This is a genomic window from Microbulbifer sp. YPW1, from assembly GCF_013367775.1.
Lineage (GTDB): Bacteria > Pseudomonadota > Gammaproteobacteria > Pseudomonadales > Cellvibrionaceae > Microbulbifer.
The window spans coordinates 1,316,822-1,341,104 of the sequence record NZ_CP055157.1; the positions used below are offsets into that span (position 1 = coordinate 1,316,822).

Consider the following 24,283-nt stretch of genomic DNA (forward strand, 5'->3'; position numbering starts at 1 on the left):
GTCGGTAAAAAATTTCATTTCCGCGCCAGACTCCGTATAAAGAACCGCTTCAGTCGCTATAATTTGGCGACAAAATTTCTTTCGGCAGACGCGGCAGTGTCCGCCAGCCCGTCGCACGACCGGTCTGGCCGCGGAAGAAAGCCGGTGCCATTAGCATCCCAGTATCCATTCTGAGCAAGCGAGTCCATGAGCGATAAAAAAGCCCCGCCGCCCTCCACCCCGGATAACAACGGCGACAAAAAGGCCGATGAAAAAGATGTGCCGATGGTGACCCGCAAAGCCGAACCCAAGAGCAATTTCGCCAAAGCGGCAGAAACGTCCGGTAAAAGCGGCGACAAGGCGACCAGCAAATCCGCCGCAGGTGCAGGTAAAAAGCCCCCCAAGGCAGGCACCGCGAAAAAAGGGCGCGGCTGGACCTGGTTCTGGTTACTGCTACTGGCGCTGATCGCCGCAGCAGTCGCGGCCTGGTACCTGCTGCCCGGTGTGCGTCAGCAGGTCGGGCAACATCTGCAGACACTGCCGGTAATCGGTAAACACTTCTCTGCCGGCAGCAGCACCACCGATACCGCGAATTCGCCGCAGCAAAGCGGCAGCGACAACCATGGTGCGACCACGCCGGACTATCAGGTAGATACAAACCAGGGCAATTCCAGCAGCGACGAATTACCGTCGGATTCCACTGCGAGCGCACAACAACCCCCGACGCCCGAACAGCCGATATTGCAGCCGGAGGAGTCCCGCCCATCACCGGATACATCATCTCCCAACACACCGGCCGCCACCTCTCCGATGCCGCCGCAAGACCAGAGCGCACAATTGATCCGCGCACTGCGCCAGCAACTGTCCCAGCAGAACCAGCAGCTGACGCAACAGGGCGAGACCATCGAGCAGCTGCAGCAACAGCTGGCAGGCTTGCAGCGCAATGTCACCGCCCAGGGCAACCGCCTGAGCCAGCTCGGCAACGCCAGCCGGGAAGACTGGCAACTGGCAGAAGCGGACTATCTGCTGCGCCTCGCCAACCAGCGCCTGATGCTGGAACAGGACAGCCGCGCCGCCCTCGGCCTGCTGCAGGAAGTGGACACCATCATGCGCCAGGTCGACCTGCCGGACCTGTTTGGCGTACGCCAACAGTTGGCGCGGGACATCACCGAACTCAAGCTGGTGGAAAATGTGGATCGCGAGGGACTCTACCTGCGCCTGCGCGCACTGGAAGAGCAGATGGTCAAACTGAATATCCAGCCCCAGTTCGATCTCGCCAAACGGGATGCCGCCAGCGCCAAAGCCCAGTCGGATAACGCCGATGTGGGCGAAGCACATTTCCGCTCCAGCTGGGACAACTTCGTCGACTTCCTCAAGGGCTCTGTGCGTATCCGCGACGGCGAGGTAGACCCGGTACTGCTGTCGCCGCAAAGCGAAACCCGCTTCCGCCAGAGCCTGCGCCTGAACATGGAACAGGCCGAACTGGCCGTGCTGCGCGCGGACGACACCGTGTACAAGGAATCCCTCAACCACGCGCGCCAACTGCTGCTGGATTACGGCGTGGAGAACCCCCAGCGCCAGGTAATCCTGCGCGAGCTGGAAGAGTTGAGCCAGGAGAAGGTGAAAACCGACCTGCCCAACCTGAGCGCCTCGCAGAGCGCCCTGCGCAGCTATATCGATCGCATGCACAAGGTCTCCGCGGGTCAGTCGGACGACAGCGGTAACGGAGGCAGCTTCCAGTGAAACGCTTCCTCTTCTTCACCCTGGTACTCCTGCTCGGCGGCGCCCTGCTCGCCGAGGCCATGCGCTCCTATCCCGGCTACCTGTTGCTGATGGTGGGCGGCGATAGCGGCAAGCGGATCGAGATGAACCTGTGGGTCGCCATTGGCGGACTGGTACTGGGCCTGCTCATCCTGTTCCTGCTGATCTGGCTACTGCGCAGCCTTGCACGCGCCATCGAGGGCAGCGTGAGCCGCATTCGCTTTGGTCGCAGCCGCATGGCCCGCCGCCGTCTTACCAACGGGCTGGTCGAGTATATGGAAGGCAACTGGGCCCGCGCGCGCCGCCTGCTGCTGAAAAGCGCGGCCCGCTCCGATGCCCCCATCATCAACTACCTGGCCGCCGCCCGCAGCGCGTTCGAACTCGGCTACCGGGATGAAGCCAACGAGCTGCTCGCCAAGGCCGAGGCCACCGGCGACGATACCCAGCTCGCCGTCGCCATCAGCCAGGCGCGCATGCAATTGCTCGACAAACACTACGAGCAATGCATCGCGAGCCTGCAGCGTGCCATGCAGGAAGAGCCCAATCACCCCGCATTGCTGCAGCTGTTGCGCCAGGCCTACTACCACATCGGCGAGTGGAACGGTCTCCGCGAATTGCTCCCGCGCCTGGAAAAGCACGGCACCATGCCGGAATCCCAGCTGCAGCAACTGGAGCTCGAGGTGTACCAGAATCTGCTGCGCGACGCCGCCAACCGCAAAGACCGGGAAAAACTCCGCGAGATCTGGCAGAGCTTGAATGGCCGCTGGCAACGCAATATCGAGCTGCGCAATCTCTACGGCGAGACCCTGCACAAGGTCGGTGATGACGTGGAAGCGGAAAAACATCTGCGCTGGATTTTGAACCGGGAATGGCGCGGCGATACCGTGCGCCTGTACGGACACCTCACCGGCGCCGACGCCAATCAACAGCTCTCCGTTGCGGATGGCTGGCAGAAAGAATACGGGGAAAACGCCGACCTGCTCACCTGCCTGGGGCGGCTGTGCCTGCGCAATGAAATCTGGGGCAAGGCCCGGCAGTATTTTGAAAAAAGCCTGCTGCTGCGCTCAGACCCGGTCACCTCCGCCGAGCTGGCGCGCCTGCTGTTCGCCCTGGGAGAAAAAGACCAGGCAGCGCGCCTGTATGAGCAGGGGTTGTTACAGGCGGTTTCCGACCTGCCGCAATTGCCGCTGCCGGGGCAGAATTCCAGTATGCTAAGTACTAAAGCATCCTGATCGTGCCAACAGCAAAAAAGGTTGAATCAACGCCTTAACTACTTTCGAGACTGGAACCAGATCAGGTTGTCAGCGGTAAAACACCGCCAACCACACAGTCTGCTGCTGCGGGTCAGTCCAGCTCACCCGGTGACGGCAGTGGGCGGGAATATTCAGATAGTCTCCCGGCGCCAGCCCCACCTCCCGTGTGCCACGTGCGTTACCCCCGGCAGCAGGAGTTTCCAGCATGATACGCGCCGCCCCTTTCAGCAGGATCACCCATTCGCTCTCCTGCTGATCGTACCACTCTGACGCCGGCGTCACTTGCCCGCGGGAAACAATGCGCTCGATGCGAACGCGATCGGCACTGACAATATCTTCAAATACCTCGCCATCCAGTGCTTCGGGCAGCGCTGCGAAAATATTGTCAGCGTGCAAGGAAACCCTCCAAAACCGGCTTGCGAATACTCATCCGGAGCGTCCACCGGGCCCCATCAGGAACCAGGCGATCAGGCCGATAACCGGGAGGATCAGCACTATCAACACCCACACCAGTTTCTTGAGACCGCTGGCCGAACTCTGCAATATCTTGACGATCGCGTAGATATCCGCGATCAGTATCAGTAAACCTAGTAATCCCTCCATTGATCCACCCTCTCAGTTACCATTGATCGTAAGCCACCAAGTATAGGTTGCCATCCGCATAATCCACGGGAACCGGGTACTGAACAGTCGCTTCACTCAATTTACTCAGCGATACACACATCGCGATCAAGCACCCAGCAACGCGGGTTATTCTCGAAACCCAGATGCTCATAATATGAATTCGCCGCGGGCGCGGCGATCAGGATCAACTTGCATTGCGGCCCGAGCTGCTCCTGTGTCATCCACAGCAATTTACGGCCAATGCCATTTTTTTGAAAATTGCCGTCTACCGCCAGGTCAGATAGATAACATGCATAATTAAAGTCGGTAACGCTTCTCGCGATACCTACCAGAGTATCTGCACGCCAGGCACTCACAGTCAGGCTACTATGCTTTAACATACCTCCAAGGCAAGCAGCATCATCTACCGGCCTGCGCTCTGCCAAAGTAGAGCGATCCAGCAAGCTTCGGAACTGTTCAACCGAAACCGCTTCATTTACTTTATATTCAATTTTCATCATTACCTGAACGCCGCACTCAGCCGCGGACAATTTTGGGCGCTTTATGCGCGATAATCGGAGCGAAGCGACCGCGCATAAAGTGCACAAAGTTGGCCGTCGGTCTGCAGCGCATTGTTATGCATTGCTGACTCTCGGTTGGTTGTGCAAAAAAAGGACTAGATCTTTGACGCTTGTAATCTGATTAAAGTACGGATTACTTTCAGGCTGCCCAGTGTCTATACACAGCCGATCTGCTACCGACCAATAAATTTCATCGAGATCATCGGGGTGCATTTTATATGTTTCTTCAAACATATCTTCGGCTTTAACGGGAAAGGGCTTCCCGTTGAATTTACCTAAATTGAGCTGCACTTCATTCCATACTTCACGGATTATTTTAGTGTCCACACTTCTGTAGTCGAAAGACCTGGCGTACTCGCAGATATTAGGATCACCTCTTTTCGTGGCGATCTTTTTCATCCGAATGTGATCGATGAGAGCCCAAATGACTATCACCAGAACTGAACCACAGATAATTATGAAGGTGCTCATGATTTACCTATGCATAACGCCAACAGCAGGGGCGCGACGAAAGGAGCGTCCCTTACCTGTACTGGTTATGTGACTTCCAATGTTTAAGCAAAGTAGAAATAGACATCTTTGATTAAAGATCCGACTTCATCGGAAATCTCTTGGTCACCGTGTTTCTGAACTTCGGCCAAAATGCCTTTCGCGGGAAGCGGACCTCGCACGGCTCTCAGGGCAGCTAACTCAGCGTGCAGCTTGTTCCTAGTTGCTGCATTCGATATTGCTGCATCGACGATACTGCCCAACGCGTTTATACCTTCTTCCCTAGTCATATCGCTCCGACCACATAACGCCGCGCTCAGGGGCAGCTTACTTTGGGCGCTTGATTGCGCGAAAATGGGAGCGAAGCGACCGCGTAATAAAGTGCACAAAGTAAGCCGCCCCTCCTGCAGCGCCTTGTTAGGCATGGGGCTACTCTAGAACCATCCGGAACTCCTCTGCCATTGATTCCGATACGAATGACGAGAAGTGTGACAACCTTACTTGGTTGGGTATTTCTGTTTTATTAGCAAATACATAATACTTGGTTCCAGCATTATCAAAGTACCCTGAACATGTGCCACTAAGCTTGTTATCCACGATGTAATAATCGTTTGACTCACCTTTGAACATTTTTTCTACATCAAAAGTTACGATTTGGTGGTCATTACTTACGTTTTCGTTACTTGTGATGACTCCGAAAAATACAACCTCGTACTGCTCAAGGTATTTTTCAGGGTTCATAGCGATTCTCGAACTTGGATCAGCTATACAGCTGACCCCAACAGAAGGGATAAGTATGCCAATTATTGATGCGAGCACTTTCATCACTATGTTGCCTAACGCCGCAATCAGACGCGGCTTGCTTTGTGTGCTTTTTGCACGAAAATGGGAGCACAGCGACCGTGCAAAAAGCGCACAAAGTAAGACGTCGGCTGCATTGCATTGTTAGGGCTCGGAGGCGGAGTGCCAAACCATTTTCTTTAGCTCTCCCCCTGAACTACCACGCCCCTCCTCTAAAGCTCTGAATCCGATCTTTGAATACAGGCTATATGCTGCTTTGTTTTTTACAGATACATTCAAAACCACAGAAGAAAAGCCTTGCGATTTGGCATGGCTCAGCAACTCTTTTGCTAGGCCTACGCCAATACCGCCATTTCTTTTCTCCGGCTTTACCCACATGGAAACTAGTTCGTATTGTCCATGAGTGTAAACACCACCGACTAATCCGACACACTCTCCATTACAACGAGCAAGTAAAAATTTTAACCCATTTCCTTCCGAAGCGATTGACTTCCATTTATCGTCAGAAATCTCTCTTGCTTCCTGATAGGTAAGACCAAATGCATCAGGAGAATCAAGAAGTGACTCTAGTCGAATATTTTTTAACGACTCCCAATCGCTTTCAAAGACGGGCACGATATTCATAGCTTTGGAGCCCTAACGCCCAGCGCAGGCGCAGCCAGCGCGGAGCGCCTTTTGTGTTAATGTTTGAGCGCCAGCGAGTAACACGAAAGGTGCGTAGCGTTGGCTGTCGCTCTGCCGCTGTTTGTTAGCATTTTATTGGTTGATGAACTTGTTTCGGTCCCTCAAGATCGTAACAAGCGTAGATGGCCCATAAATAGCCATAAATAAATATGTTCCCAAAACCAGTAGAGCCCTAAATTGGCCGCCAATTGAGTAGGAAAATATTTCAAAAAGTGAGCTATCTTGCTTGCCTAGGCTAATTTTTTCTGGATTTTCAGGTAGAGTTAAGACTGGCACAGACTTACCTACGGGAAGACTATAACTAAACCCCTCAATTAATCTATTCTCATCTATTTGAAGCTCATAGTAATAGGTTGTACCACTTCTACCACTTCGACTTGTATGATCAAGCGCAATAATTTCAGAATTTTTTTCTATGCCGTACTTCCAAAATATGTATGTATCTTTGGCAGAATAAAGTCCAGCCCAAATCAATAAGGGGAATCCCGCCAAGAGAAAAAGATACAAGAACCAGTTCCAAATTTTCTTCATGGGTAACTCTGAATGCTAACGCCGCAATCAGACGCGGCTTACTTTATGTGCTTTTTGCACGAAAATGGGAGCGCAGCGACCGTGCAAAAAGTGCACAAAGTAAGGCGTCGGCTGCATTGCTTTGTTATGCGCCGCCGCCCTGCATTTGCTGGGCAATACGCTCATTAAGTTGCTTAAACTCTTCTATGAGGTTATCGCAAGCCACTTTCTCAGCTTGGCATAGCGCCTTAATATCTATAGAAATTGAGCCTTCTCTTTCTAAAACGGTGCGCTTAACTGCCGCTGGATACGCCTCATGCTCCGGTGGTGAAAATGACCAAAGAACATAATTGCCATTTTTTTTGGTTGCGAAAATAGCCCAGCCATTTTGTGTTGACTCAGAAGCTTGGGGATCTTGCCTAAGACTATTCAAAGCCTCTGACACTGTTTTGAACCCAATAGCGCTTGATTCACTGGCTACGGCGGTGACCGAGACAGAAATAATTGCAAAAAGGACTAAAATTTTTCTCATTATTCTTCCTCATGCGCTTTCAACGCATAACGCCGCGCACAGGGGCGGCTTACTTTATGCGCGTTTTGCGCGAGAATGGGAGCGCAGCGACTTGCGCAAGACGTGCATAAAGTAAGCCGTCCCATTGCTGCGCTTTGTTAGGCTACGCCCACGTGCACCGACTCTCGTGGGTAGTTCCGTACATTGACCACCCTACAATTTTCCAGCCTTCTTTTAGTTTTGCCAGAGAAAATATACTGCATAGTGCTTTTTGATACTTGTTCTTTGATTTAGCTCTTTTGAACACGACTGCTAGCGCTGCGGAGCCATCATCAGAAATATTTGAAATATCTGTACTAAATCCGGTATACGGGAAATCGGCAACTCCCATACTTTCGCGCAGTATTTCTATCATTCTTGGTGCAAAATTCTCATCGCTAGAAATAGCCGGTTGTTCACCCAGTTGGAAAACTGGAGATTTCGCGAAAAATCCCTTTAAGCTACCTGGATCAGATGAGCTATTAAACTGGTGGTAAAACCTTTCCATAAATTTTTCTACTTCAGATTCTGAATTGGCACTAGCCAAGACCGGAAAAAATATGAAAAAAACAATCCAAATAATTTTCATGGATCAGCTCTCCTTAGCCTAACAGTTTTATTCAAAAGCTCCAGATCTAGGCATAATGCCTAGATCTGGCAATATTTTTCCATATTTAGGCATTATGCCTATATCTGGAAGCATTCTACATGTCTACATCTAGGCACTTATCGATAAGCCCTTCTACTATTCGATGGTGTAATTCTGCGCCTTCTGCGAGCTTTCTCTTTACCACCCAGGCTTTGGCTAGCTTGCTCCATCGCCCGCCGATTCGTTTTGCTTCATTGCGTAGCTCTAGCTCATCAAAGGCAATTTTCAGGGCGACCCATTCAGTGAGTTTCGTGTTAGCTGCGCGGTGTGCTTGCGAGCGCGGGTAAGCTTCGCGTTCGGCAACGATGATTTCTACGGTGGTGTAGACGGTCTTTTTACATCGTGACCGGCGGTAGCGGACAGCGCAGAGTTGCTGCCCGTATTTATCTGAATACCTTTTGGTCCCGTCATCTCCGGGCCTGAAGGTTTTTATTATGTTCATATGCCCTCCTTGGCATTTTCTGTTTAAAGTCCTAGCTTGCTCCAGATTTCGTCAACTTTCTTGGTGACATCCGGATCTTTTACGATTGGCCGCCCCCATTCGCGCGTTGTCTCCCCTTCCCATTTGTTGGTTGCATCAAATCCGATTTTTGATCCAAGGCCGGAGACCGGGGAGGCGAAGTCGAGGTAGTCAATTGGGGTGTTTTCCACCATCACCGTATCCCGCGCGGGGTCCATTCTGGTGGTCATGGCCCAGATCACGTCCTTCCAGTCGCGGGCGTTCACATCATCATCGGTGACGATAACGAACTTGGTGTACATAAACTGGCGCAGGAAGGACCAGACGCCCATCATCACGCGTTTGGCGTGGCCGGCGTATTGTTTCTTCATGGTGACCACCGCGAGGCGGTAGGAGCAGCCTTCCGGGGGCAGGTAGAAGTCGACGATCTCCGGGAACTGCTTGCGCAATATCGGCACGAATACTTCGTTCAGGGCTTCCCCCAGTACCGCGGGTTCATCCGGTGGGCGGCCGGTGTAGGTGCTGTGGTAAATGGGGTCTTTGCGGTGGGTGATTTTCTCCACGGTGAATACCGGGAAGCTGTCGACCTCGTTGTAGTAGCCGGTGTGGTCGCCGTAGGGGCCTTCGTCGGCCATGTCATCGGGATAAATGTAGCCTTCGAGCACATACTCGGCGCTGGCCGGCACCTGCAGGTTGCTGAGCCTCGCTTCCGCTACCTCGGTCTTGGCGCCGCGCAGTAAGCCGGCAAAGCCGTATTCAGAGAGCGTGTCCGGCACCGGGGTGACGGCGCCGAGGATGGTGGCGGGGTCGGCCCCCAGGGCCACTGCGACGGGAAAGGGCTCACCGGGGAATTTCTGCTGCCACTCACGGAAATCCAGTGCGCCGCCGCGGTGGGAAAGCCAGCGCATAATCAGGCGATCCTTGCCAATCAGCTGCATGCGATAGATGCCGAGATTCTGGCGTTTCTTTTCCGGTCCGCGGGTGATCACCAGCGGCCAGGTGACCAGTGGCGCGGCGTCCCCCGGCCAGCAGGTTTGGATCGGCAGCTTGGTGAGATCGATATCACCGGTGTTGATTTCAAACTGCTGGCAGTCGGCCTTGCTGACAACCTTGGGGCCCATGTTCATGACCTGCTTGAATACGGGCAGTTTTTCCCAGGCGTCGCGGAGTCCTTCCGGCGGCTGCGGTTCTTTAAGGAAGGCGAGCAGTTCGCCCACTTCCCGCAGCTCACTTACGGATTCTCGCCCCATGCCCAGTGCGACACGCTCGGGGGTGCCGAACAGGTTGGCGAGTACCGGGGTGTCGTAGCCAGTGGGGTTTTCAAATAACAGGGCGGGGCCACCGGCGCGCAGTACGCGGTCGGCGATTTCTGTCATTTCCAGGTAGGGGCTGACGGGGTGTTTGATACGTTTGAGGAGGCCGCGCTTTTCCAGGAGTCGGATGAAGTCGCGCAGGTCTTTGTATTTCATGTTTTACCGGTCGACGAGAAGTTCAGCGGCCAGTGTAAAACAGTCGGGACACAATGGGGAATTTGCGCCTTGCCATGGGTACGGCAGTGCAGAATTAGGAGGGGGTTTTGAACAACCCGCAGCGGGCGCTGCGGGCTGCCGGACTTCTAGACGATAAAACGTGTCTTAGAAGCGGGGACGACGCGGACGGTCTTCGCGCGGCTTGGCTTCGTTAACACGGATGTTACGGCCAGACAGCGGCTGATCATTCATTTCTTCGATTGCCTTACGCGCTTCGTCGTCGTTCGGCATTTCTACGAAACCAAAACCTTTAGAACGGCCAGTTTCCCGGTCAGTGATTACAGTAGCCCGGGAGATTTCACCGAACGCACCGAAAGCTTCGTGCAGTTCGTCAGAGGTTACGCCGTAGGCCAGATTTCCGATATAGATATTCACAAAAAAGTCTCACTAGAGTCAGTGGGCTGTCGAGCAATTCACAAATGGTAACCAGCTCCACCGAGTTATCCATTTGAGATTGGTCCAGAGTCGCTCGACTTCCCAGCCGGGCGAGACCAATTCAGTAGGTGTCGAAAGTATGTTCAACACCGCAATGAAAGCCTTTATATGCCTAACGCTTGGCCTTTTCAACTGAATTCGGCGTAATTTCACGCCTCATTCGTCGCATTGCAAAAATTGTCCATTAGAAGCAAAAAAGGCCTGCACATTGCGCAGGCCTTTATTGTGTATCGGAATTATTTCCGTTTCATGGACAGGAAGAATTCGTCGTTGGATTTGAAGTCCTTGAGCTTGTCGATCAGGAATTCAGTGGCGGCGAGATCTTCCATATCGTGCAGAAGCTTGCGCAGAATCCACACGCGCTGCAGTTCGCCTTCCGGCATCAGCAGCTCTTCGCGGCGGGTACCGGAGCGGCGCACATTGATGGCCGGGTAGACGCGCTTCTCGGCGATCTTGCGATCCAGCTGCAGCTCCATGTTACCGGTGCCTTTAAACTCTTCGAAGATCACTTCGTCCATCTTCGAACCGGTGTCCACCAGCGCGGTGGCGATGATGGAAAGGCTGCCGCCCTCTTCAATATTACGGGCTGCACCAAAGAAGCGCTTCGGGCGCTCCAGGGCATGCGCATCGACACCACCGGTCAGCACCTTGCCGGAGCTGGGTACCGTGGTGTTGTAGGCGCGCGCCAGACGAGTGATGGAGTCCAGCAGGATCACCACGTCTTTCTTGTGTTCTACCAGGCGCTTGGCCTTTTCGATCACCATCTCGGCCACCTGTACGTGACGGGCCGGCGGCTCGTCAAAGGTGGAGGCAACCACTTCGCCGCGCACGGAGCGCTGCATTTCGGTCACTTCTTCCGGGCGCTCGTCGATCAGCAGGACGATCAGGTGACACTCCGGATTGTTGCGGGTGATGGCCTGGGCCATGTTCTGCAACATGATCGTTTTACCCGCTTTAGGGGGTGCAACAATCAGGCCACGCTGGCCTTTGCCGATGGGTGCAACCAGGTCGATGATGCGGCCGATCAGGTCTTCGGAAGATCCGTTGCCGCACTCGAGGGTGAGGCGGTCGTTCGGGAACAGCGGCGTAAGGTTTTCAAAAAGAATCTTGTTGCGCGCGTTTTCCGGCTTGTCGAAGTTGATATCGCTTACTTTCAGCAGTGCGAAGTAGCGTTCGCCTTCTTTGGGGGGACGGATCTTGCCGGCAATGGAGTCACCGGTGCGGAGGTTGAAGCGGCGGATCTGACTGGGAGAAACGTAGATATCATCGGGGCCTGCGAGGTAGGACGAGTCGGCAGACCGCAAGAAGCCAAACCCGTCCTGAAGAATTTCCAACACCCCCTCACCGTAGATGTCTTCTCCGCTCTTGGCGTGGCGCTTGAGGATATTGAAAATGATGTCCTGCTTGCGCGAGCGGGCGAGGTTTTCGAGCCCCATGCCTTTGGCAATTTCAATCAGCTCTTCAATGGGTTTGGTTTTTAATTCAGAAAGGTTCATACCAATTGCTTTATTAAGGTTTCTTCTGTCAGTTGGCGCGGACGCACCGGAATTTTTTGAGGGGGGAGTTGAAAGTTCGATCTTGATAATACCCGTATCGACTAGTCGACGGATTAGCTTTCCGCACGCTACTCAATTGAAGACCACCTGAACACAGGTTACCACTCGCATCGGCACACTAGGCTTGGCGAAGGTGCCAGAAGGAAGATCGTTCAACTTGAGGAGTTTGCGCCGGAGAGGCTGTGACGACAGCGGGGTTGGCGACTTGGCTCAGGTCTGGACTGAACAGTTACTTTGATTACTAGGCAGTATAACGGTAGTTCGGCATCCTGCAAGGTCTATTTACCGGACCGATGAGCCGCCTGGGTACCTGTAGCATTGCAGGGGCCAGAAACGACTCGGGGCGCCCTGCCGTCGACAGGAGGCGCCCCGCACAGACCAGATCAGATCTGGCTGTCGATAAACTCGGTCAGCTGTGCACGGGACAGCGCACCTACCTTGGTGCCTTCCACATTGCCGCCCTTGAACAGCAACAGGGTGGGGATACCGCGCACGTTGTACTTGGCGGCGGCTTCCTTGTTGGCATCTACGTCCACTTTGACGATTTTCAGCTGCTCACCGTAGTGGCCTGCCAGATCTTCCAGTACCGGGGCGATCATCTTGCAGGGGCCACACCATTGTGCCCAGAAGTCTACCAGTACCGGGCCATCCGCCTTCAGTACTTCGGCTTCAAATTCTGCATCGGTTACGTTGACGATGTTCGCGCTCATAGTGCTTTCCTGTGGTTCTGTTTCTTCAGGCCCCGCGGACCTGCCGGCTGACATGATAAGTACGGCCAGCAGGCCCCGCAAGGCAAATGGGCTCGCCGCCGTTGGCAAATTGCTGCAACAGTTGGCATTTCGGCCTATATGAGGGCCGTGGCACCGTTTTCAAGGGCAGGCTCAATCCTCGGGCAGGAACCGCTGCAAGATCTCGTCCACATAGTCATAGCCAAATTCGCTGGTGGCGATACTCGGCCCCAGGGGCTCCACCAGCTCCATGGCCTGCAATCGCGTCCACTGTCCCTCGAGTACCGACAGCGGAAGCCCGGTGTAGGCAGGGAAGGTCCCTGCCGGCACGCCGGACGCCAGCCGCAGGGTATTCATCAAAAACTCCAGCGGCCGCTCGGCCTCGGTCACATCGGTGGTCTTGGGCAGCGGGAATTGCACGCCGCCCTCCCCCACATGGCAGCCGAGCGCCAGGTAATCCCGCGGGGTGCGTGTGCGCTGGGTGCGAATGATGCGGCCACTCTCCGGCAGGGTGAACTTGCCGTGGGCGCCGGCGCCGATGCCGATATAGTCGGCAAACGACCAGTAGTTGAGGTTGTGGCGGGAGGCGAGACCGCTGCGCGCGTATGCGGATACCTCGTAGCGGCCATAGCCCTCCCCGGCCAGATACGCCCGCCCGGCCCGCTGGATGGCCGCGATCTGCTCCGAGCCCGGCGTAACCGGCGGCGCGGAGTAGAACGCGGTATTGGGCTCGATGGTGAGCTGATACCAGGAGATGTGCTCCGCCCCCAATTCCACCGCGCGCTCAAGATCCCGCAGGGCATCGATTTCGCCCTGTCCGGGCAGGCCGTGCATCAGGTCGATGTTGATATTGTCGAAGCCCGCCGCACGGGCCTGGGTGGCCGCGGTCTCCGCCTCGGGGCCGCTGTGGATGCGACCCAGATTCTGCAATTGCAGGGGATCAAAGCTCTGCACACCGATGGACAACCGGTTGACCCCGGCGCGGCGGTAGCCGGCGAACTTTGCCTGCTCAAAAGTGCCCGGATTGGCCTCGAGGGTGATTTCGATATCGGACTCGAAGCCCACCAGGGATTCTGCCAGGTTCAGGATACGCTCGATGGCCAGCGGCGAGAACAGGCTCGGGGTACCGCCGCCAAAGAAGATGGATCCCAGCTTGCGCCCCTGAATCCAACCCAGCTGGCTGCGCAGGTCCCGCTCCAGCTGGTCCACATAATCTGCTTCCGGCAGCTGGGAATCGGTCTGCTCGCTATCCAAAGAGTGGCGGATGGCGACATGCTCGCCTGTGCCCGCGGAGACTTCATGAGAATTGAAATCACAATAGGGGCATTTGCGCACACACCACGGGATATGCACATACAGGCTGAGGGGCGGCAGTGACAGTTGCGGGGAATCGGGATTCAATGGCATCAACTCAGATCAGCTTCTTGCCCACATCGGCATTCCGGCGTTGTTCCGGCAGCACCATTTCCTCGTGCCACAGCTTTTCAAACTTCTTCACCGCCTGGGCGCGATGGCTGAGGCGGTTTTTCACTTCCCGCGGCAACTGTGCCGAGGTGAGTTTTTCCGAAGGAACGTAAAACAGCGGATCGTAGCCGAACCCCTGGTCGCCGGCGGTGTGATTCAGTATCAGCCCCTGCCAGCGCGCGGTGCACACCAGCGGCACCGGATCTTCCGGGGTGCGCACAAACGCCAGAGCGCAGTGGAAGCTTGCAATACGCTGCTCGCTGGGTACGGCTTGCAGCGCGTCCAGCAGCTTTTGGTTGTTGTCGGCGTCGCTGGCACCGGCGCCGGCATAGCGCGCGGAGTAAATGCCAGGCGCACCGCCAAGCGCATCCACCGCCAGGCCGGAATCATCTGCCAGTGCCGGCAGGCCGCTGGCGCGACTGGCGTGACGCGCCTTGATCAGCGCGTTTTCAATAAAACTGAGACCGGTTTCTTCCGCTTCCTGCTGCAGAAAATCCGATTGTGGCAACACCGCAATCTGCCAGCCGGCAAATAACTGGGAGAATTCCTTGAGCTTGCCGGCGTTGCCACTGGCGAGAACGATTTTATCCATGGGAAGAATTCAGTTTCCGAAATGAAAACAGCGGGCTACCGGCCCGCTGTAATAGGTTTCTGTCGGTCTGTCAGTCCTTGTGCAGCTGACGACGGAAGGTGAGCTGTTGCGAACTGCCATCTGGCATGACCAGGTCGATATTGAAGGTGAGACTCTCTTCGTGTTCAAAGCGCAGCGGTGCCAGGTAATAGACCGCATCCTGCTCGCGGATTTCTTTGAACTCCAGCGGGCGAGACTGCTGGATCAGGTTGGTCGCATTCCCGGAGATCCCTGCACTCATGCCCTTGAGATCCCCCTTCTTGCTCACGGAAATATTCACGAAAGCGCGGTCCCGTGCGCGCACCAGATTGTACTGGCGGGCAATATCCGGGGGGATAAAGTCGCTGTTAAATACCGAGTAGGTTACCCGGTAATCGCCAAAATCCTGGTGGTTTTCAATGGTCTTCGCGCCCTGGGCGGCGGCCGCAGCGGCCCACAGCAACAAGGCTATGGAAAAAAATGCAGCATACAGACGTTTCACGGCGTTCTCCTCAATCATCCTTTCGGCAACCTCCTCGCGCAGAGGCGGCGCGTTAAACAACCTTCTGACCTTTATATTAGCGAGTCAGATGGTAAATCGCCGTCTCTCCAAAGAGATTCGGTAAAAAATCCTTCAACACCCCGGAAACAGGGGACTCTGAGACTACCTGACGGTGCAGGATTTTCCAGCTGTGCTCTCTGCACAGCACCTCGAAGTCCTTGAAAGTACAAAAGTGAATATTGGGCGTGTCGTACCATTCGTATGGTAATAAATCGGAAACCGGCATACGCCCGGATACCGCCAGGTGCCAGCGCGCCTTCCACTGCCCGAAGTTGGGGAAGGTAATGATGCACTCGCGACCCACGCGCAACATTTCTTCCACTACCAGATGCGGAAAACGCAGGGTCTGCAGGGCCTGGGTCATTACCACCGTATCAAAACTGTGGTCGGCAAAGTTTTTCAGCCCGTTGTCGAGGTTCTGCTCCACCACATTGACCCCGCGCTCGACACACTTCTGGATCTGGCCGGGATCGATTTCCAGGCCGTAACCGCTCACCTGCTTTTCCTTCGCCAGCCGCTCCAGCAAGGCACCATCACCACAGCCGAGGTCCAGCACCCGCGTATTGGAGGCAACCCAGTTGTGAATAATATCCAGGTCCTTACGCATCATGCCGACACCTCCCCTACATTGGCAGCGCCGTGTTCGCGGGCGACATTGTTCATATACGCGGCGAACAGGTTTTCGTAACGCTCGTTGGGCAACAGGAAGGCATCGTGCCCCATGGGGGATTCCACTTCCGCATAGCTCACCGGAATATTGGCGTGCATCAGCGCATCGGCAATTTCCCGCGAACGCTCCGGGGCAAAGCGCCAGTCGGACGTAAACGATACCAGCAGGAATTTACAGCGCGCGTTGGAAAAGGCTTTTACCGGGTCGTCCTCGTATTCCCGCGCCAGGTCAAAGTAATCCAGCGCGCGCGTCATCAGGATATAGGTATTGGGATCGAAGCTGCTGGAAAAGGTATCCCCCTGATAGCGCAGGTAGCTCTGCACCTGAAACTCCACCAGCTCTTCCACACCCTGCTGGAAAGTACCGGAGCGCAGCTCGCGGCCAAATTTCTTGCCCAGGCCGTCGTCAGACAGGTAGGTGATGTGCCCGATCATCCGCGCCACCGCGAGACCATCTCGCGGCAGGGTGTCCGCTTCCAGGTAACGCCCGTCGCGGAAATCCGGATCGGAGGTAATCGCCTGACGGGCGGTCTCGTTGAACGCGATGTTTTGCGCAGACAATTTCATCGCAGATGCAATAACTACACAGTGGCGCAGTCGCTCGGGATATTCGAGCGACCAGCGCATGGCCTGCATCCCGCCGAGGCTGCCCCCCACCACGGCGGCCCATTGATGGATACCGAGGTGATCCGCCAGTTGCGCCTGGCTGTGCACCCAGTCCCGCGCCCGCAGTGGCGGGAAGTCCGGCCCCCAGGGTTTGCCGGTCTCGGGATTGATCGAGGCTGGGCCGGTGGAGCCGTGGCATCCACCCAGATTGTTCAGCGCAACCACGAAGAATTTGTTGGTATCGATGGGCTTGCCAGGACCGATGTAGTGATCCCACCAGCCCGGCCGCTTGTCATTTTCGCTGTGGTAACCGGCGGCGTGATGGTGCCCCGAGAGCGCGTGACAGATCAGTACGCCGTTACTTTTATCGGCGTTCAGGGTGCCGTAGGTTTCGTACACCAGGGTGTACTCATCCAGCACACGGCCACAGGCCAGCTTGAACGGCCCGGGAAAAGTGTGGCTCTGGGGCTCGACAATGCCGACAGAATTCGCGGGCAGGCCTGTCGGCTTCGGAGAACTGGGAGATTGCGCTTCCGTGGTCAAAATCTTTCGCATGTGGTTACTGGGCGGGGCGCCAAGTTTACGAAAGGTGGGGGCGGGAGTACACCGGTTAACCTTTTGCAGTTTATCGCCGCCCTGCCCCCGGGTATGCCTTTGCGAGACACGCCGTGAACCCATCCATGGGGGCTCTTCTAAAACATCCCTGTTTTAGAAGGTCTCGCAAAGGCATACCCGGCGTCAGGGCTACCCGTTGAACTTCGAATCAGATCAAGAAATGGCAGGCGATTTCAATGGCGTCACATTACTGGCCATGGTCGCCACCGGTGCAGGCGCAACCGGCTGCGGGGCGGGCTGGGTCTGTTTGAGCAGGTCTTCCAGGCTTCCCAGGGCACTGTGGTTGCGTACCAGCTCTTCTTCCAGCGCGCGCAAGTCGGTGCGCTTGGTCTGGGTTTTCTGTTTCAGCTCGGTGAGCTTGATCAGGTGACGGTTGAGCAGATGTTTCTGGTACTGCACATGCTGCTTGAGCGGTTCCAACACCTGATCGAGCCAACCGTCCACGGAAGAAATCATCTGGCTGTACATGCGCCCCACTTCATTGGCCAGTGTCGCCACGAAGCGCTCGGTCAGGCGATTGCGGCGGGCCAGCAGCAACTGGGGAGAGCGGCGCAACTGCGCTGCCTGACGGTGCAGCCCGCGCAGGGCCGCGCGGAAGCCGGCAATGTCAAAATGCTGCTCGGCGGAGATGATGTTGTTCAGGGTGGAACGATCGTAAATCGCGTCTACCAGGCGGTTGGTCTGATCGACCTCGCGCTCGAGGTTGGAGAGCTGATGCTCCACGCCACCCATGAAATTATCGATCGCTCGCGCGAGGCCGAGAGGCGACCAGCGCTCGTTCAGCGCTTTGCGGGTTTCATCGATCAGTTGCTGCAACTGCTGGCTGGAAACCGGAGCGAGCAGGGATGCGCGCTGGCGTGACAGCATGCGCTGACTGGACTTGAGCGTCAGCAGCTCCTGGTGACAGTACTTGTGCTGCTCCTTGGCGGTCTGGTGCAGCTGCTTGAGCTCCTCGAGCTGATCCGGATTGGTGGCACCGTGGCGTTTCAGATGATCCAGGGTGGCGCTACCGCTGTTCAGGCGGCGCTTCAACAGGTCTCGGGTGTCGGCCATCAGGGTCAGCGCCTGATGCAGGGAGCGGTGGTTGGCTACCTTTTGGCGATGCTCCATCAGGCGCTGTACCAGCAGCTTTTCAAAATCCCCGAAACAGCTCTGCTTCAGCAGGACCGGATCGCGCTCGGCGCGCGCCAGCAGTGCTTTTTTCGCGGATACGCCGACCACGTTTTCCAGGGGCAGATCCAGCAGCTTGCTCACTTCATCGCGCATCTTGCGCAGCATGTGATCCGTATCTTCGTCGGGGTCGTCCCACAGCACATCGATCTTGTTGAGCAGTGCCATCACCGCTGTGCCGCGGTGATCCCGCAGGGGAACCAGGTGGGTTTCCCACATATTCAGGTCAGTGCCACTGACGCCGGCATCGGCGGAGAGCAGGAAAGCGACCGCCTGCGCGCCCGGCAGGGTGGACAGGGTCAGCTCGGGCTCGTTGCCCAGAGCATTCAGTCCCGGGGTGTCGATGATGCGCAGCCCCTGGGCCAGCAGCGGGTGCGGCAGGGAAATGAGGGCATAGCGCCACGCGGGAATCTGCACAAGGTTGCCGTTGCCGTCCAGGTGACGGCGGTCAAAACCGTAGCGGGCAGCCTCTTCAGGGGTCACCGCCTTGGTGGCGGCGACTTTCATCAGTGCCTCGCGGGTGGCTTCGGCGTCTTCCGGGTCGAAGGTGTGATTGACCCACTTCTGCGGAATGCGACGGAAGCTTTCCAGGCTGGTGTTGGTGGCCAGGGTCTCGATCGGCAGCAGGCGTACCGAAGCCTGTTCGCTGCCGTCACAGAAGATTTCCGTGGGGCACATGGTGGTACGGCCCGGGCGCGAGGGCAGCAGACGCTTGCCGTAGGTATGCGACAGCATCGCATTGATCAGCTCGGTTTTACCGCGGGAAAACTCCCCCACAAGGGCCACGGTGAACTGGTCTTCCACCAGCAACTGACGCGCCTGTTGAACCACCTGGCGGGCGCCGGCGGAGTTGGGGAAGTGGTCTTCCAGCCAGTGGCTGAACGCATCTAACTGGCCGTCGAGCCCCCTCTTCCACTGATCGTAATCGGCAATGTGCTGGCGCAAAGTCGCATCTTCCATGTTTAGTGTTCTTGTAGTTACTGCTTTTATTGTGATTACTGATGAATATTGCGTGCCATTTTCCAGCAAGCAGGCGCGGAGTTAAACCCTGCTGACACGGTTTCGCGAACTGGGTAAGGCTTAAGGGGAAGAATCCGGAGAGGCTGACAGTTAAGACAGCTGGGGAGCCGGCAGACCCGGCTCCCGAAGCGCATCAGATCAAAATGGGATGTGCCAGAAGAGGTTGTATACCAGCTGCGGCATATGCGCGCTCTGCGCGAAGCCCACCAGCAGCTTGTCGGCCACGGTCAGCAGGATGAAGACAAAGATCGGGCTGATGTCGATCACACCCAACGGCGGGATGATCTTGCGCACCGGAGCGTAGATCGGCTCCAGCAGCTGGCGCAGCAACATCAGCGCGGGATGAGAGCTCTGCGGCGCGACCCAGCTGACCACGATGGAGACCAGCATACCGACAAACAGGATCGCGATCAGGGTCATCAACACACCCAGCAGCGACCACAGCAGTGCACTAAGCGGGTTCAACAGTCCGGCGCCGGCGAGGAATCCCGCACCGAGGATCATCACCCAGCCCACCAGCAGGGCGAGCACCAGGGATGCCATATCCAGGCCGAACAGGCCGGGCACGATTTTGCGCAGCGGGCGCAACAGCGGGTTGGTGACCTTGACGATGCCCTGGGAGATCGGGTTGTAAAAGTCGGCGCGTCCCAGCTGCAGCATAAAGCGCAGGATGACCGCAAACAGAAACAGAATGCCGATAGTGGCGAGAATGAAAACGCCGATATTGCTGAAGGTGTTGACCATCAAAAGTCCTTTTAACAGGCTGTTGCAAACAGTTTGTTAAACCGGGCCACAGATGGCCCGGCCGCAAATTGGGCGCATGCGCTCAATTTGTCGTGGAGGGTTTGCGGACAAGTGCCGCAAACCCGGGTTGGAAAAGGCCAGGATGGCGTTTTCCAACAAGCTAATCAGTTATCCAATTCTTTCGCCATTTCCGCCGCACGCGCAGCGCAATCGCTCATGGCCTGCTCCACCAGTTCCGGCAAGCCGCCCTCCTGAAAGCGTTTGACCGCACGCTCGGTGGTGCCGTTCGGGGACATGACATTGCGCTTTAATTGCGCCACATCCACATCGGCAGACACCGCAAGTTTCGCCGCGCCCAGTGCGGTTTGCAAGGTGAGTCGTTCAGCGTCCGCACGATCCATGCCGGCCTTCTCCGCCGCATCGATCATGGATTCCATAAACTGAAAATAGTAGGCCGGGCCGGAACCGGAAACGGCGATCACCTGATCGATACCGGATTCCTCCGCTACCCACAGCGCGATGCCCACCGCATCCGCCATCTGTGTGGCTACGGACTTGTGCTCATCGGTGACGCCGTCACCGGCATACAGGCCGGTGACGCCGGTGCCCACCAGGGCCGGTGTATTCGGCATTGCGCGCACGATAGGCACGCCCGCACCGAGCCAGCGCTGGTACGCAGCGAGCGGAATACCCGCCGCCAGGGTGATCACCAGAGGTTTGCGAGCACTCACTATATCGGCGATAGACTCGCACATTTCCTTCATGACCTGAGGCTTGACCGACAGCACAATCACATCGGCATCCGCGATCGCGGCCAGGTTGTCGGTACTGCCATGCACACCGGTGCGCTGGCAAAACTGCTTGAGCTTTTCCGCATTGCGGCCGGTGGCCACGATTTTGTCTGCGGGATAGCCGCTCGCCACCATTCCGCCAATCACCGCACCGGCCATATTGCCCGCGCCGCCGATAAAGACCATTTTTTGATCAGACATAGTGTTCCTTATCGTTTTCCGTTGAGAAATCTATTTTCTGGCCCCGAAGATATCGGTACCGATGCGCACCATCGTGGCGCCGCTGAAAATGGCCGCCTCCATATCGCCAGACATACCCATGGACAGGGTATCCAACGGCTGGTCGGGCAGCGCGCGCTTGAGATCCTCCAGCAGCGCGGCGAGCTGTTTAAATGGTGTGCGCTGATCCTCCGCAGCGCCGCGGGGAGCGGGAATTGTCATCAGGCCGCGCAACTGCAGGTTGGGTAACGCCGCCACTGCGGCTGCCAGCTCCGGCAGCTTTTCCGGACTGACGCCGGACTTACTCTCCTCACCGTCGATATTCACCTGCAGGCAGACATTCAGCGGCGGCATCTCGGCCGGGCGCTGCTCCGACAGGCGGCGTGCAATTTTCAGCCGGTCCACCGTATGCATCCAGTGAAAATGCCCCGCCACATCGCGGGTCTTGTTGGACTGCAGCGGACCAATGAAGTGCCAGATGATGTCGCAATCCGCCAACGCCTCCTGCTTGTCCAGCGCCTCCTGCAGATAGTTTTCACCAAAATGACGCTGTCCTGCGGCATACGCCGCACGCAGGTCCTCTGCCGGTCGGGTTTTGGACACCGCCAGCAGCGTGACCGAGTTGTCCTGCCGGTCACAGCTACGACAGGCTGTGACGATTCGCTCAGCGACGGAATTGAGGTTTTCGGGGATAGACCCTTTGCGCATATACTGGGACCCATTCATTACTCGGCGGGCATTCTATGCGCTCAGTGCCCGCGCGTCATATCGACAAGTGTCAGAAAGAGAAGAATAAAGGGTAGCAGTATGGACATTACAGAACTCCTCGCCTTCAGCGCCAAGCAGAACGCCTCGGACCTGCACCTCTCCGCCGGCCTGCCACCCATGATCCGGGTCGACGGCGACGTGCGCCGCATCAACCTGCCGCCCATGGAGCACAAGCAGGTACACGGTCTGATCTACGAGATCATGAACGACAAGCAGCGCAAGGACTACGAAGAGTTCCTCGAGACCGACTTCTCCTTCGAAGTCCCCGGCGTGGCCCGCTTCCGTGTGAACGCGTTCAACCACAACCGCGGCGCCGGCGCCGTATTCCGGACCATTCCCTCCAAGGTACTCACCATGGAAGACCTCGGAATGGGCCAGGTGTTCAAACAGATCTCCGACACCCCCCGCGGCCTGGTACTCGTCACCGGTCCTACCGGCTCCGGTAAGTCCACCTCGCTCGCGGCGATGATCGACTACATCAACGACAACAAGTACGAGCACATCCTCACCGTCGAAGACCCGATCGAATTCGTACACGAATCCAAGAAGTGCCTGGTCAACCAGCGGGAAGTCCACCGCGACACCCACGGCTTCTCCGAAGCCCTGCGCTCCGCACTGCGTGAAGACCCCGACATCATCCTCGTGGGTGAGATGCGAGACCTGGAAACCATCCGCCTGGCACTGACCGCCGCGGAAACCGGTCACCTGGTATTCGGCACCCTGCACACAACCTCCGCCGCCAAAACCATCGACCGTGTGGTAGACGTATTCCCGGCGGAGGAAAAAGCCATGGTGCGCTCGATGCTCTCAGAATCCCTGCAGGCAGTAATCTCCCAAACCCTGCTCAAACGCAACGGCGGCGGCCGGGTTGCCGCCCATGAAATCATGCGCGGCACTCCCGCCATCCGGAACCTGATTCGCGAAGACAAGATCGCGCAGATGTACTCCGCCATCCAGACCGGCGCCAGCGTCGGCATGCAGACCATGGACCAGTGTCTGCAGGATCTGGTGGAGAAACGCATCATCAGCCGCGAAACTGCGCGCGAGAAAGCGAAAATGCCGGAAAACTTCTAAGCAAAGTTAATACCCACAACAAGCAAGCGCTTACGAAGTACAGAGTTTCAAATTGAAGGCCGGGTGCCGGGTGCGGGTTTTCAGGATCGTCGGCAACAGGGACGTTGCCGACGAAGCGTACAGGGATGTATTCACAGCGGTCCTGAAAACCCGCACCCGGTGCCCGGCCGCCACCGGACCAGCACTAAAACGTACCTCCGGATCCAGAATAAGCGAACACCCAAGGCGGTAAATAAAAAATGGAAATCGAACGACTCCTGCAACTGGTCACCGAAAAAGGCGCCTCCGACCTGTTTATCACCGCCGGTGTGCCGCCGTCCATCAAACTGCACGGCAAAATCGTCCCCGTAAGCAGCTCCCCGCTAAGCCCGGAAAAAGCGCGCGAAATGGTCGTCGGCATCATGAACGATCGCCAGAAAAAAGAGTTCGCCGAAAGCAAAGAACTCAACTTCGCCATCTCCCTGCGCAACGTCGGCCGCTTCCGGGTGTCCGCCTTCTTCCAGCGCAACCTCGTCGGCATGGTACTGCGTCGGATCGAAACCAAAATCCCCACCATCGACGGACTGGGGCTGCCAGAACAGCTCAAAGAACTGGCCATGACCAAGCGCGGCCTGATCATCTTCGTGGGCGCAACGGGTACCGGTAAATCCACCTCGCTCGCCTCCATGATCGGCCACCGCAATGAAAACTCGAAGGGTCACATCATCTCCATCGAAGACCCCATCGAATTCATTCACCAGCACCGCGGATGTATCGTCACCCAGCGCGAAGTCGGCCTCGACACCGACTCCTTCGAGACCGCCCTGAAAAACACCCTGCGACAGGCCCCGGACGTCATCCTCATTGGTGAGGTGCGCTCCCGCGAAACCATGGACCACGCCATCGCCTTCGCCGAAACCGGCCACCTGTGCCTGTGTACCCTGCACGCCAACAACGCCAACCAGGCACTGGACCGGATCATCCACTTCTTCCCCGCCGACCGGCACCAGCAGCTGTGGATGGATTTGTCGCTCAACCTGCAGGCCATGGTTGCCCAGCAGCTAGTACCGACACCGGACGGCGATGGTCGCCGCGCCTGTCTCGAAATCATGATCAACACCCCGCTCATGTCCGACCTCATCCGCAAGGGCGAGGTACACAAAATGAAGGAATTGATGAAGCGCTCCGTCGAGCAGGGTATGCAGACCTTCGACCAGGCCCTGTACGAACTCTACGACCGCGGCGAGATCACCTACGAAGACGCCCTCGCCCACGCCGACTCCGCCAACGACCTGCGCCTGATGATCAAGCTCAAGTCCGAGTCCGACGCCGAGTACCTCAACAGCGCCGCCGACGAACTCAGCCTCGCCAGCGATAGCGACAGCGGCGGCGGCCCGCAGATCTACTGATTCAAGAACCGGTCA

The 24,283-nt window shown here is 56.7% G+C and carries 28 protein-coding genes; 4 read left to right on the plus strand and 24 right to left on the minus strand.

Annotation, left to right across the window (positions count from 1 at the left end):
* The first annotated feature begins 186 nt into the window (after nt 1-186).
* Both HUW35_RS05525 and HUW35_RS05530 read left to right on the plus strand, forming a co-directional pair.
* Complete coding sequence (locus HUW35_RS05525) at nt 187-1,722, plus strand: uroporphyrinogen-III C-methyltransferase (RefSeq protein WP_181254625.1); 1,536 nt, start codon at nt 187-189, stop codon at nt 1,720-1,722.
* Nucleotides 1,719-2,972, plus strand: a complete 1,254-nt coding sequence (locus tag HUW35_RS05530; protein ID WP_181254626.1) for a heme biosynthesis protein HemY — start codon at nt 1,719-1,721, stop codon at nt 2,970-2,972. Before HUW35_RS05525 ends, HUW35_RS05530 begins: the two co-directional genes overlap by 4 nt.
* A gap of 69 nt (nt 2,973-3,041) precedes the next feature.
* Here HUW35_RS05530 and HUW35_RS05535 read toward each other — a convergent pair whose 3' ends face one another.
* From HUW35_RS05535 to HUW35_RS05650, 24 genes are all read right to left on the minus strand, one after another.
* Nucleotides 3,042-3,389, minus strand: a complete 348-nt coding sequence (locus HUW35_RS05535; RefSeq protein WP_181254627.1) for a phosphoribosylaminoimidazole carboxylase — start codon at nt 3,387-3,389, stop codon at nt 3,042-3,044.
* A gap of 30 nt (nt 3,390-3,419) precedes the next feature.
* Nucleotides 3,420-3,596 (minus strand): PLD nuclease N-terminal domain-containing protein, encoded by a 177-nt coding sequence (locus HUW35_RS05540; RefSeq protein ID WP_181254628.1) that lies wholly within the window; start codon nt 3,594-3,596, stop codon nt 3,420-3,422.
* Nucleotides 3,597-3,697: 101 nt separating this feature from the next.
* On the minus strand, nt 3,698-4,117 hold the full coding sequence (locus HUW35_RS05545) for a GNAT family N-acetyltransferase (protein ID WP_219932654.1): 420 nt from the start codon (nt 4,115-4,117) through the stop codon (nt 3,698-3,700).
* A gap of 114 nt (nt 4,118-4,231) precedes the next feature.
* A complete protein-coding gene (locus tag HUW35_RS05550; RefSeq protein WP_181254629.1) occupies nt 4,232-4,648 on the minus strand; it encodes a hypothetical protein in 417 nt (138 codons plus the stop codon).
* Nucleotides 4,649-4,731: 83 nt separating this feature from the next.
* Nucleotides 4,732-5,091: a hypothetical protein gene (locus tag HUW35_RS18720; RefSeq protein WP_219932655.1), complete on the minus strand. Its 360-nt coding sequence runs from the start codon at nt 5,089-5,091 to the stop codon at nt 4,732-4,734.
* 4 nt (nt 5,092-5,095) lie between these two features.
* Nucleotides 5,096-5,494, minus strand: a complete 399-nt coding sequence (locus HUW35_RS05560; RefSeq protein WP_219932656.1) for a hypothetical protein — start codon at nt 5,492-5,494, stop codon at nt 5,096-5,098.
* 117 nt (nt 5,495-5,611) lie between these two features.
* Nucleotides 5,612-6,091, minus strand: a complete 480-nt coding sequence (locus HUW35_RS05565) for a GNAT family N-acetyltransferase (RefSeq protein WP_181254631.1) — start codon at nt 6,089-6,091, stop codon at nt 5,612-5,614.
* Nucleotides 6,092-6,223: 132 nt separating this feature from the next.
* The gene (locus HUW35_RS05570; RefSeq protein WP_181252545.1) at nt 6,224-6,682 is read right to left on the minus strand and encodes an ABC transporter permease; all 459 of its coding nucleotides are present in this window, start codon (nt 6,680-6,682) and stop codon (nt 6,224-6,226) included.
* Nucleotides 6,683-6,806: 124 nt separating this feature from the next.
* Nucleotides 6,807-7,193, minus strand: a complete 387-nt coding sequence (locus tag HUW35_RS05575; RefSeq protein ID WP_181254632.1) for a molecular chaperone DnaJ — start codon at nt 7,191-7,193, stop codon at nt 6,807-6,809.
* Nucleotides 7,194-7,335: 142 nt separating this feature from the next.
* Nucleotides 7,336-7,800, minus strand: a complete 465-nt coding sequence (locus HUW35_RS05580; protein WP_181254633.1) for a hypothetical protein — start codon at nt 7,798-7,800, stop codon at nt 7,336-7,338.
* A gap of 115 nt (nt 7,801-7,915) precedes the next feature.
* On the minus strand, nt 7,916-8,302 hold the full coding sequence (locus HUW35_RS05585) for a hypothetical protein (RefSeq protein WP_181254634.1): 387 nt from the start codon (nt 8,300-8,302) through the stop codon (nt 7,916-7,918).
* A gap of 23 nt (nt 8,303-8,325) precedes the next feature.
* Complete coding sequence (gene ubiD, locus HUW35_RS05590; protein WP_181254635.1) at nt 8,326-9,789, minus strand: 4-hydroxy-3-polyprenylbenzoate decarboxylase; 1,464 nt, start codon at nt 9,787-9,789, stop codon at nt 8,326-8,328.
* 165 nt (nt 9,790-9,954) lie between these two features.
* Entirely contained in the window at nt 9,955-10,224 is a 270-nt protein-coding gene (locus HUW35_RS05595) for an RNA-binding protein (protein ID WP_010133764.1), read from the minus strand.
* Nucleotides 10,225-10,520: 296 nt separating this feature from the next.
* Entirely contained in the window at nt 10,521-11,780 is a 1,260-nt protein-coding gene (gene rho / locus HUW35_RS05600) for a transcription termination factor Rho (RefSeq protein WP_181254636.1), read from the minus strand.
* A 443-nt stretch (nt 11,781-12,223) separates the two neighbouring features.
* Nucleotides 12,224-12,550, minus strand: coding sequence for a thioredoxin TrxA (gene trxA / locus HUW35_RS05605; RefSeq protein WP_161859768.1), 327 nt, complete (start codon nt 12,548-12,550; stop codon nt 12,224-12,226).
* A 171-nt stretch (nt 12,551-12,721) separates the two neighbouring features.
* Nucleotides 12,722-13,975 carry a radical SAM family heme chaperone HemW gene (gene hemW / locus HUW35_RS05610; protein WP_181254637.1) on the minus strand — a complete coding sequence of 418 codons (1,254 nt, stop codon included), beginning with the start codon at nt 13,973-13,975 and terminating at the stop codon, nt 12,722-12,724.
* 4 nt (nt 13,976-13,979) lie between these two features.
* Nucleotides 13,980-14,624, minus strand: coding sequence for an RdgB/HAM1 family non-canonical purine NTP pyrophosphatase (gene rdgB, locus HUW35_RS05615; RefSeq protein WP_181254638.1), 645 nt, complete (start codon nt 14,622-14,624; stop codon nt 13,980-13,982).
* A 70-nt stretch (nt 14,625-14,694) separates the two neighbouring features.
* Nucleotides 14,695-15,144, minus strand: a complete 450-nt coding sequence (locus HUW35_RS05620) for a DUF4426 domain-containing protein (RefSeq protein WP_181254639.1) — start codon at nt 15,142-15,144, stop codon at nt 14,695-14,697.
* A 76-nt stretch (nt 15,145-15,220) separates the two neighbouring features.
* Nucleotides 15,221-15,811 (minus strand): methionine biosynthesis protein MetW, encoded by a 591-nt coding sequence (metW, locus tag HUW35_RS05625; protein ID WP_181255567.1) that lies wholly within the window; start codon nt 15,809-15,811, stop codon nt 15,221-15,223.
* Entirely contained in the window at nt 15,811-17,034 is a 1,224-nt protein-coding gene (locus HUW35_RS05630; protein ID WP_181254640.1) for a homoserine O-acetyltransferase, read from the minus strand. Before HUW35_RS05630 ends, metW begins: the two co-directional genes overlap by 1 nt.
* A 213-nt stretch (nt 17,035-17,247) precedes the next feature.
* Nucleotides 17,248-19,224, minus strand: coding sequence for a dynamin family protein (locus tag HUW35_RS05635; RefSeq protein ID WP_181254641.1), 1,977 nt, complete (start codon nt 19,222-19,224; stop codon nt 17,248-17,250).
* 198 nt (nt 19,225-19,422) lie between these two features.
* Entirely contained in the window at nt 19,423-20,028 is a 606-nt protein-coding gene (locus HUW35_RS05640) for a YggT family protein (protein WP_078082709.1), read from the minus strand.
* Between the two features lie 164 nt (nt 20,029-20,192).
* A complete protein-coding gene (gene proC, locus HUW35_RS05645) occupies nt 20,193-21,020 on the minus strand; it encodes a pyrroline-5-carboxylate reductase (protein ID WP_181254642.1) in 828 nt (275 codons plus the stop codon).
* A 30-nt stretch (nt 21,021-21,050) separates the two neighbouring features.
* Nucleotides 21,051-21,746, minus strand: coding sequence for a YggS family pyridoxal phosphate-dependent enzyme (locus HUW35_RS05650; RefSeq protein ID WP_181254643.1), 696 nt, complete (start codon nt 21,744-21,746; stop codon nt 21,051-21,053).
* Between the two features lie 99 nt (nt 21,747-21,845).
* On the opposite strand from HUW35_RS05650, the gene HUW35_RS05655 reads away from it, so the two are divergent.
* Both HUW35_RS05655 and HUW35_RS05660 read left to right on the plus strand, forming a co-directional pair.
* The gene (locus tag HUW35_RS05655; protein ID WP_181254644.1) at nt 21,846-22,880 is read left to right on the plus strand and encodes a type IV pilus twitching motility protein PilT; all 1,035 of its coding nucleotides are present in this window, start codon (nt 21,846-21,848) and stop codon (nt 22,878-22,880) included.
* Between the two features lie 239 nt (nt 22,881-23,119).
* Nucleotides 23,120-24,268, plus strand: coding sequence for a PilT/PilU family type 4a pilus ATPase (locus tag HUW35_RS05660; protein WP_181254645.1), 1,149 nt, complete (start codon nt 23,120-23,122; stop codon nt 24,266-24,268).
* Nucleotides 24,269-24,283: the final 15 nt, after the last annotated feature.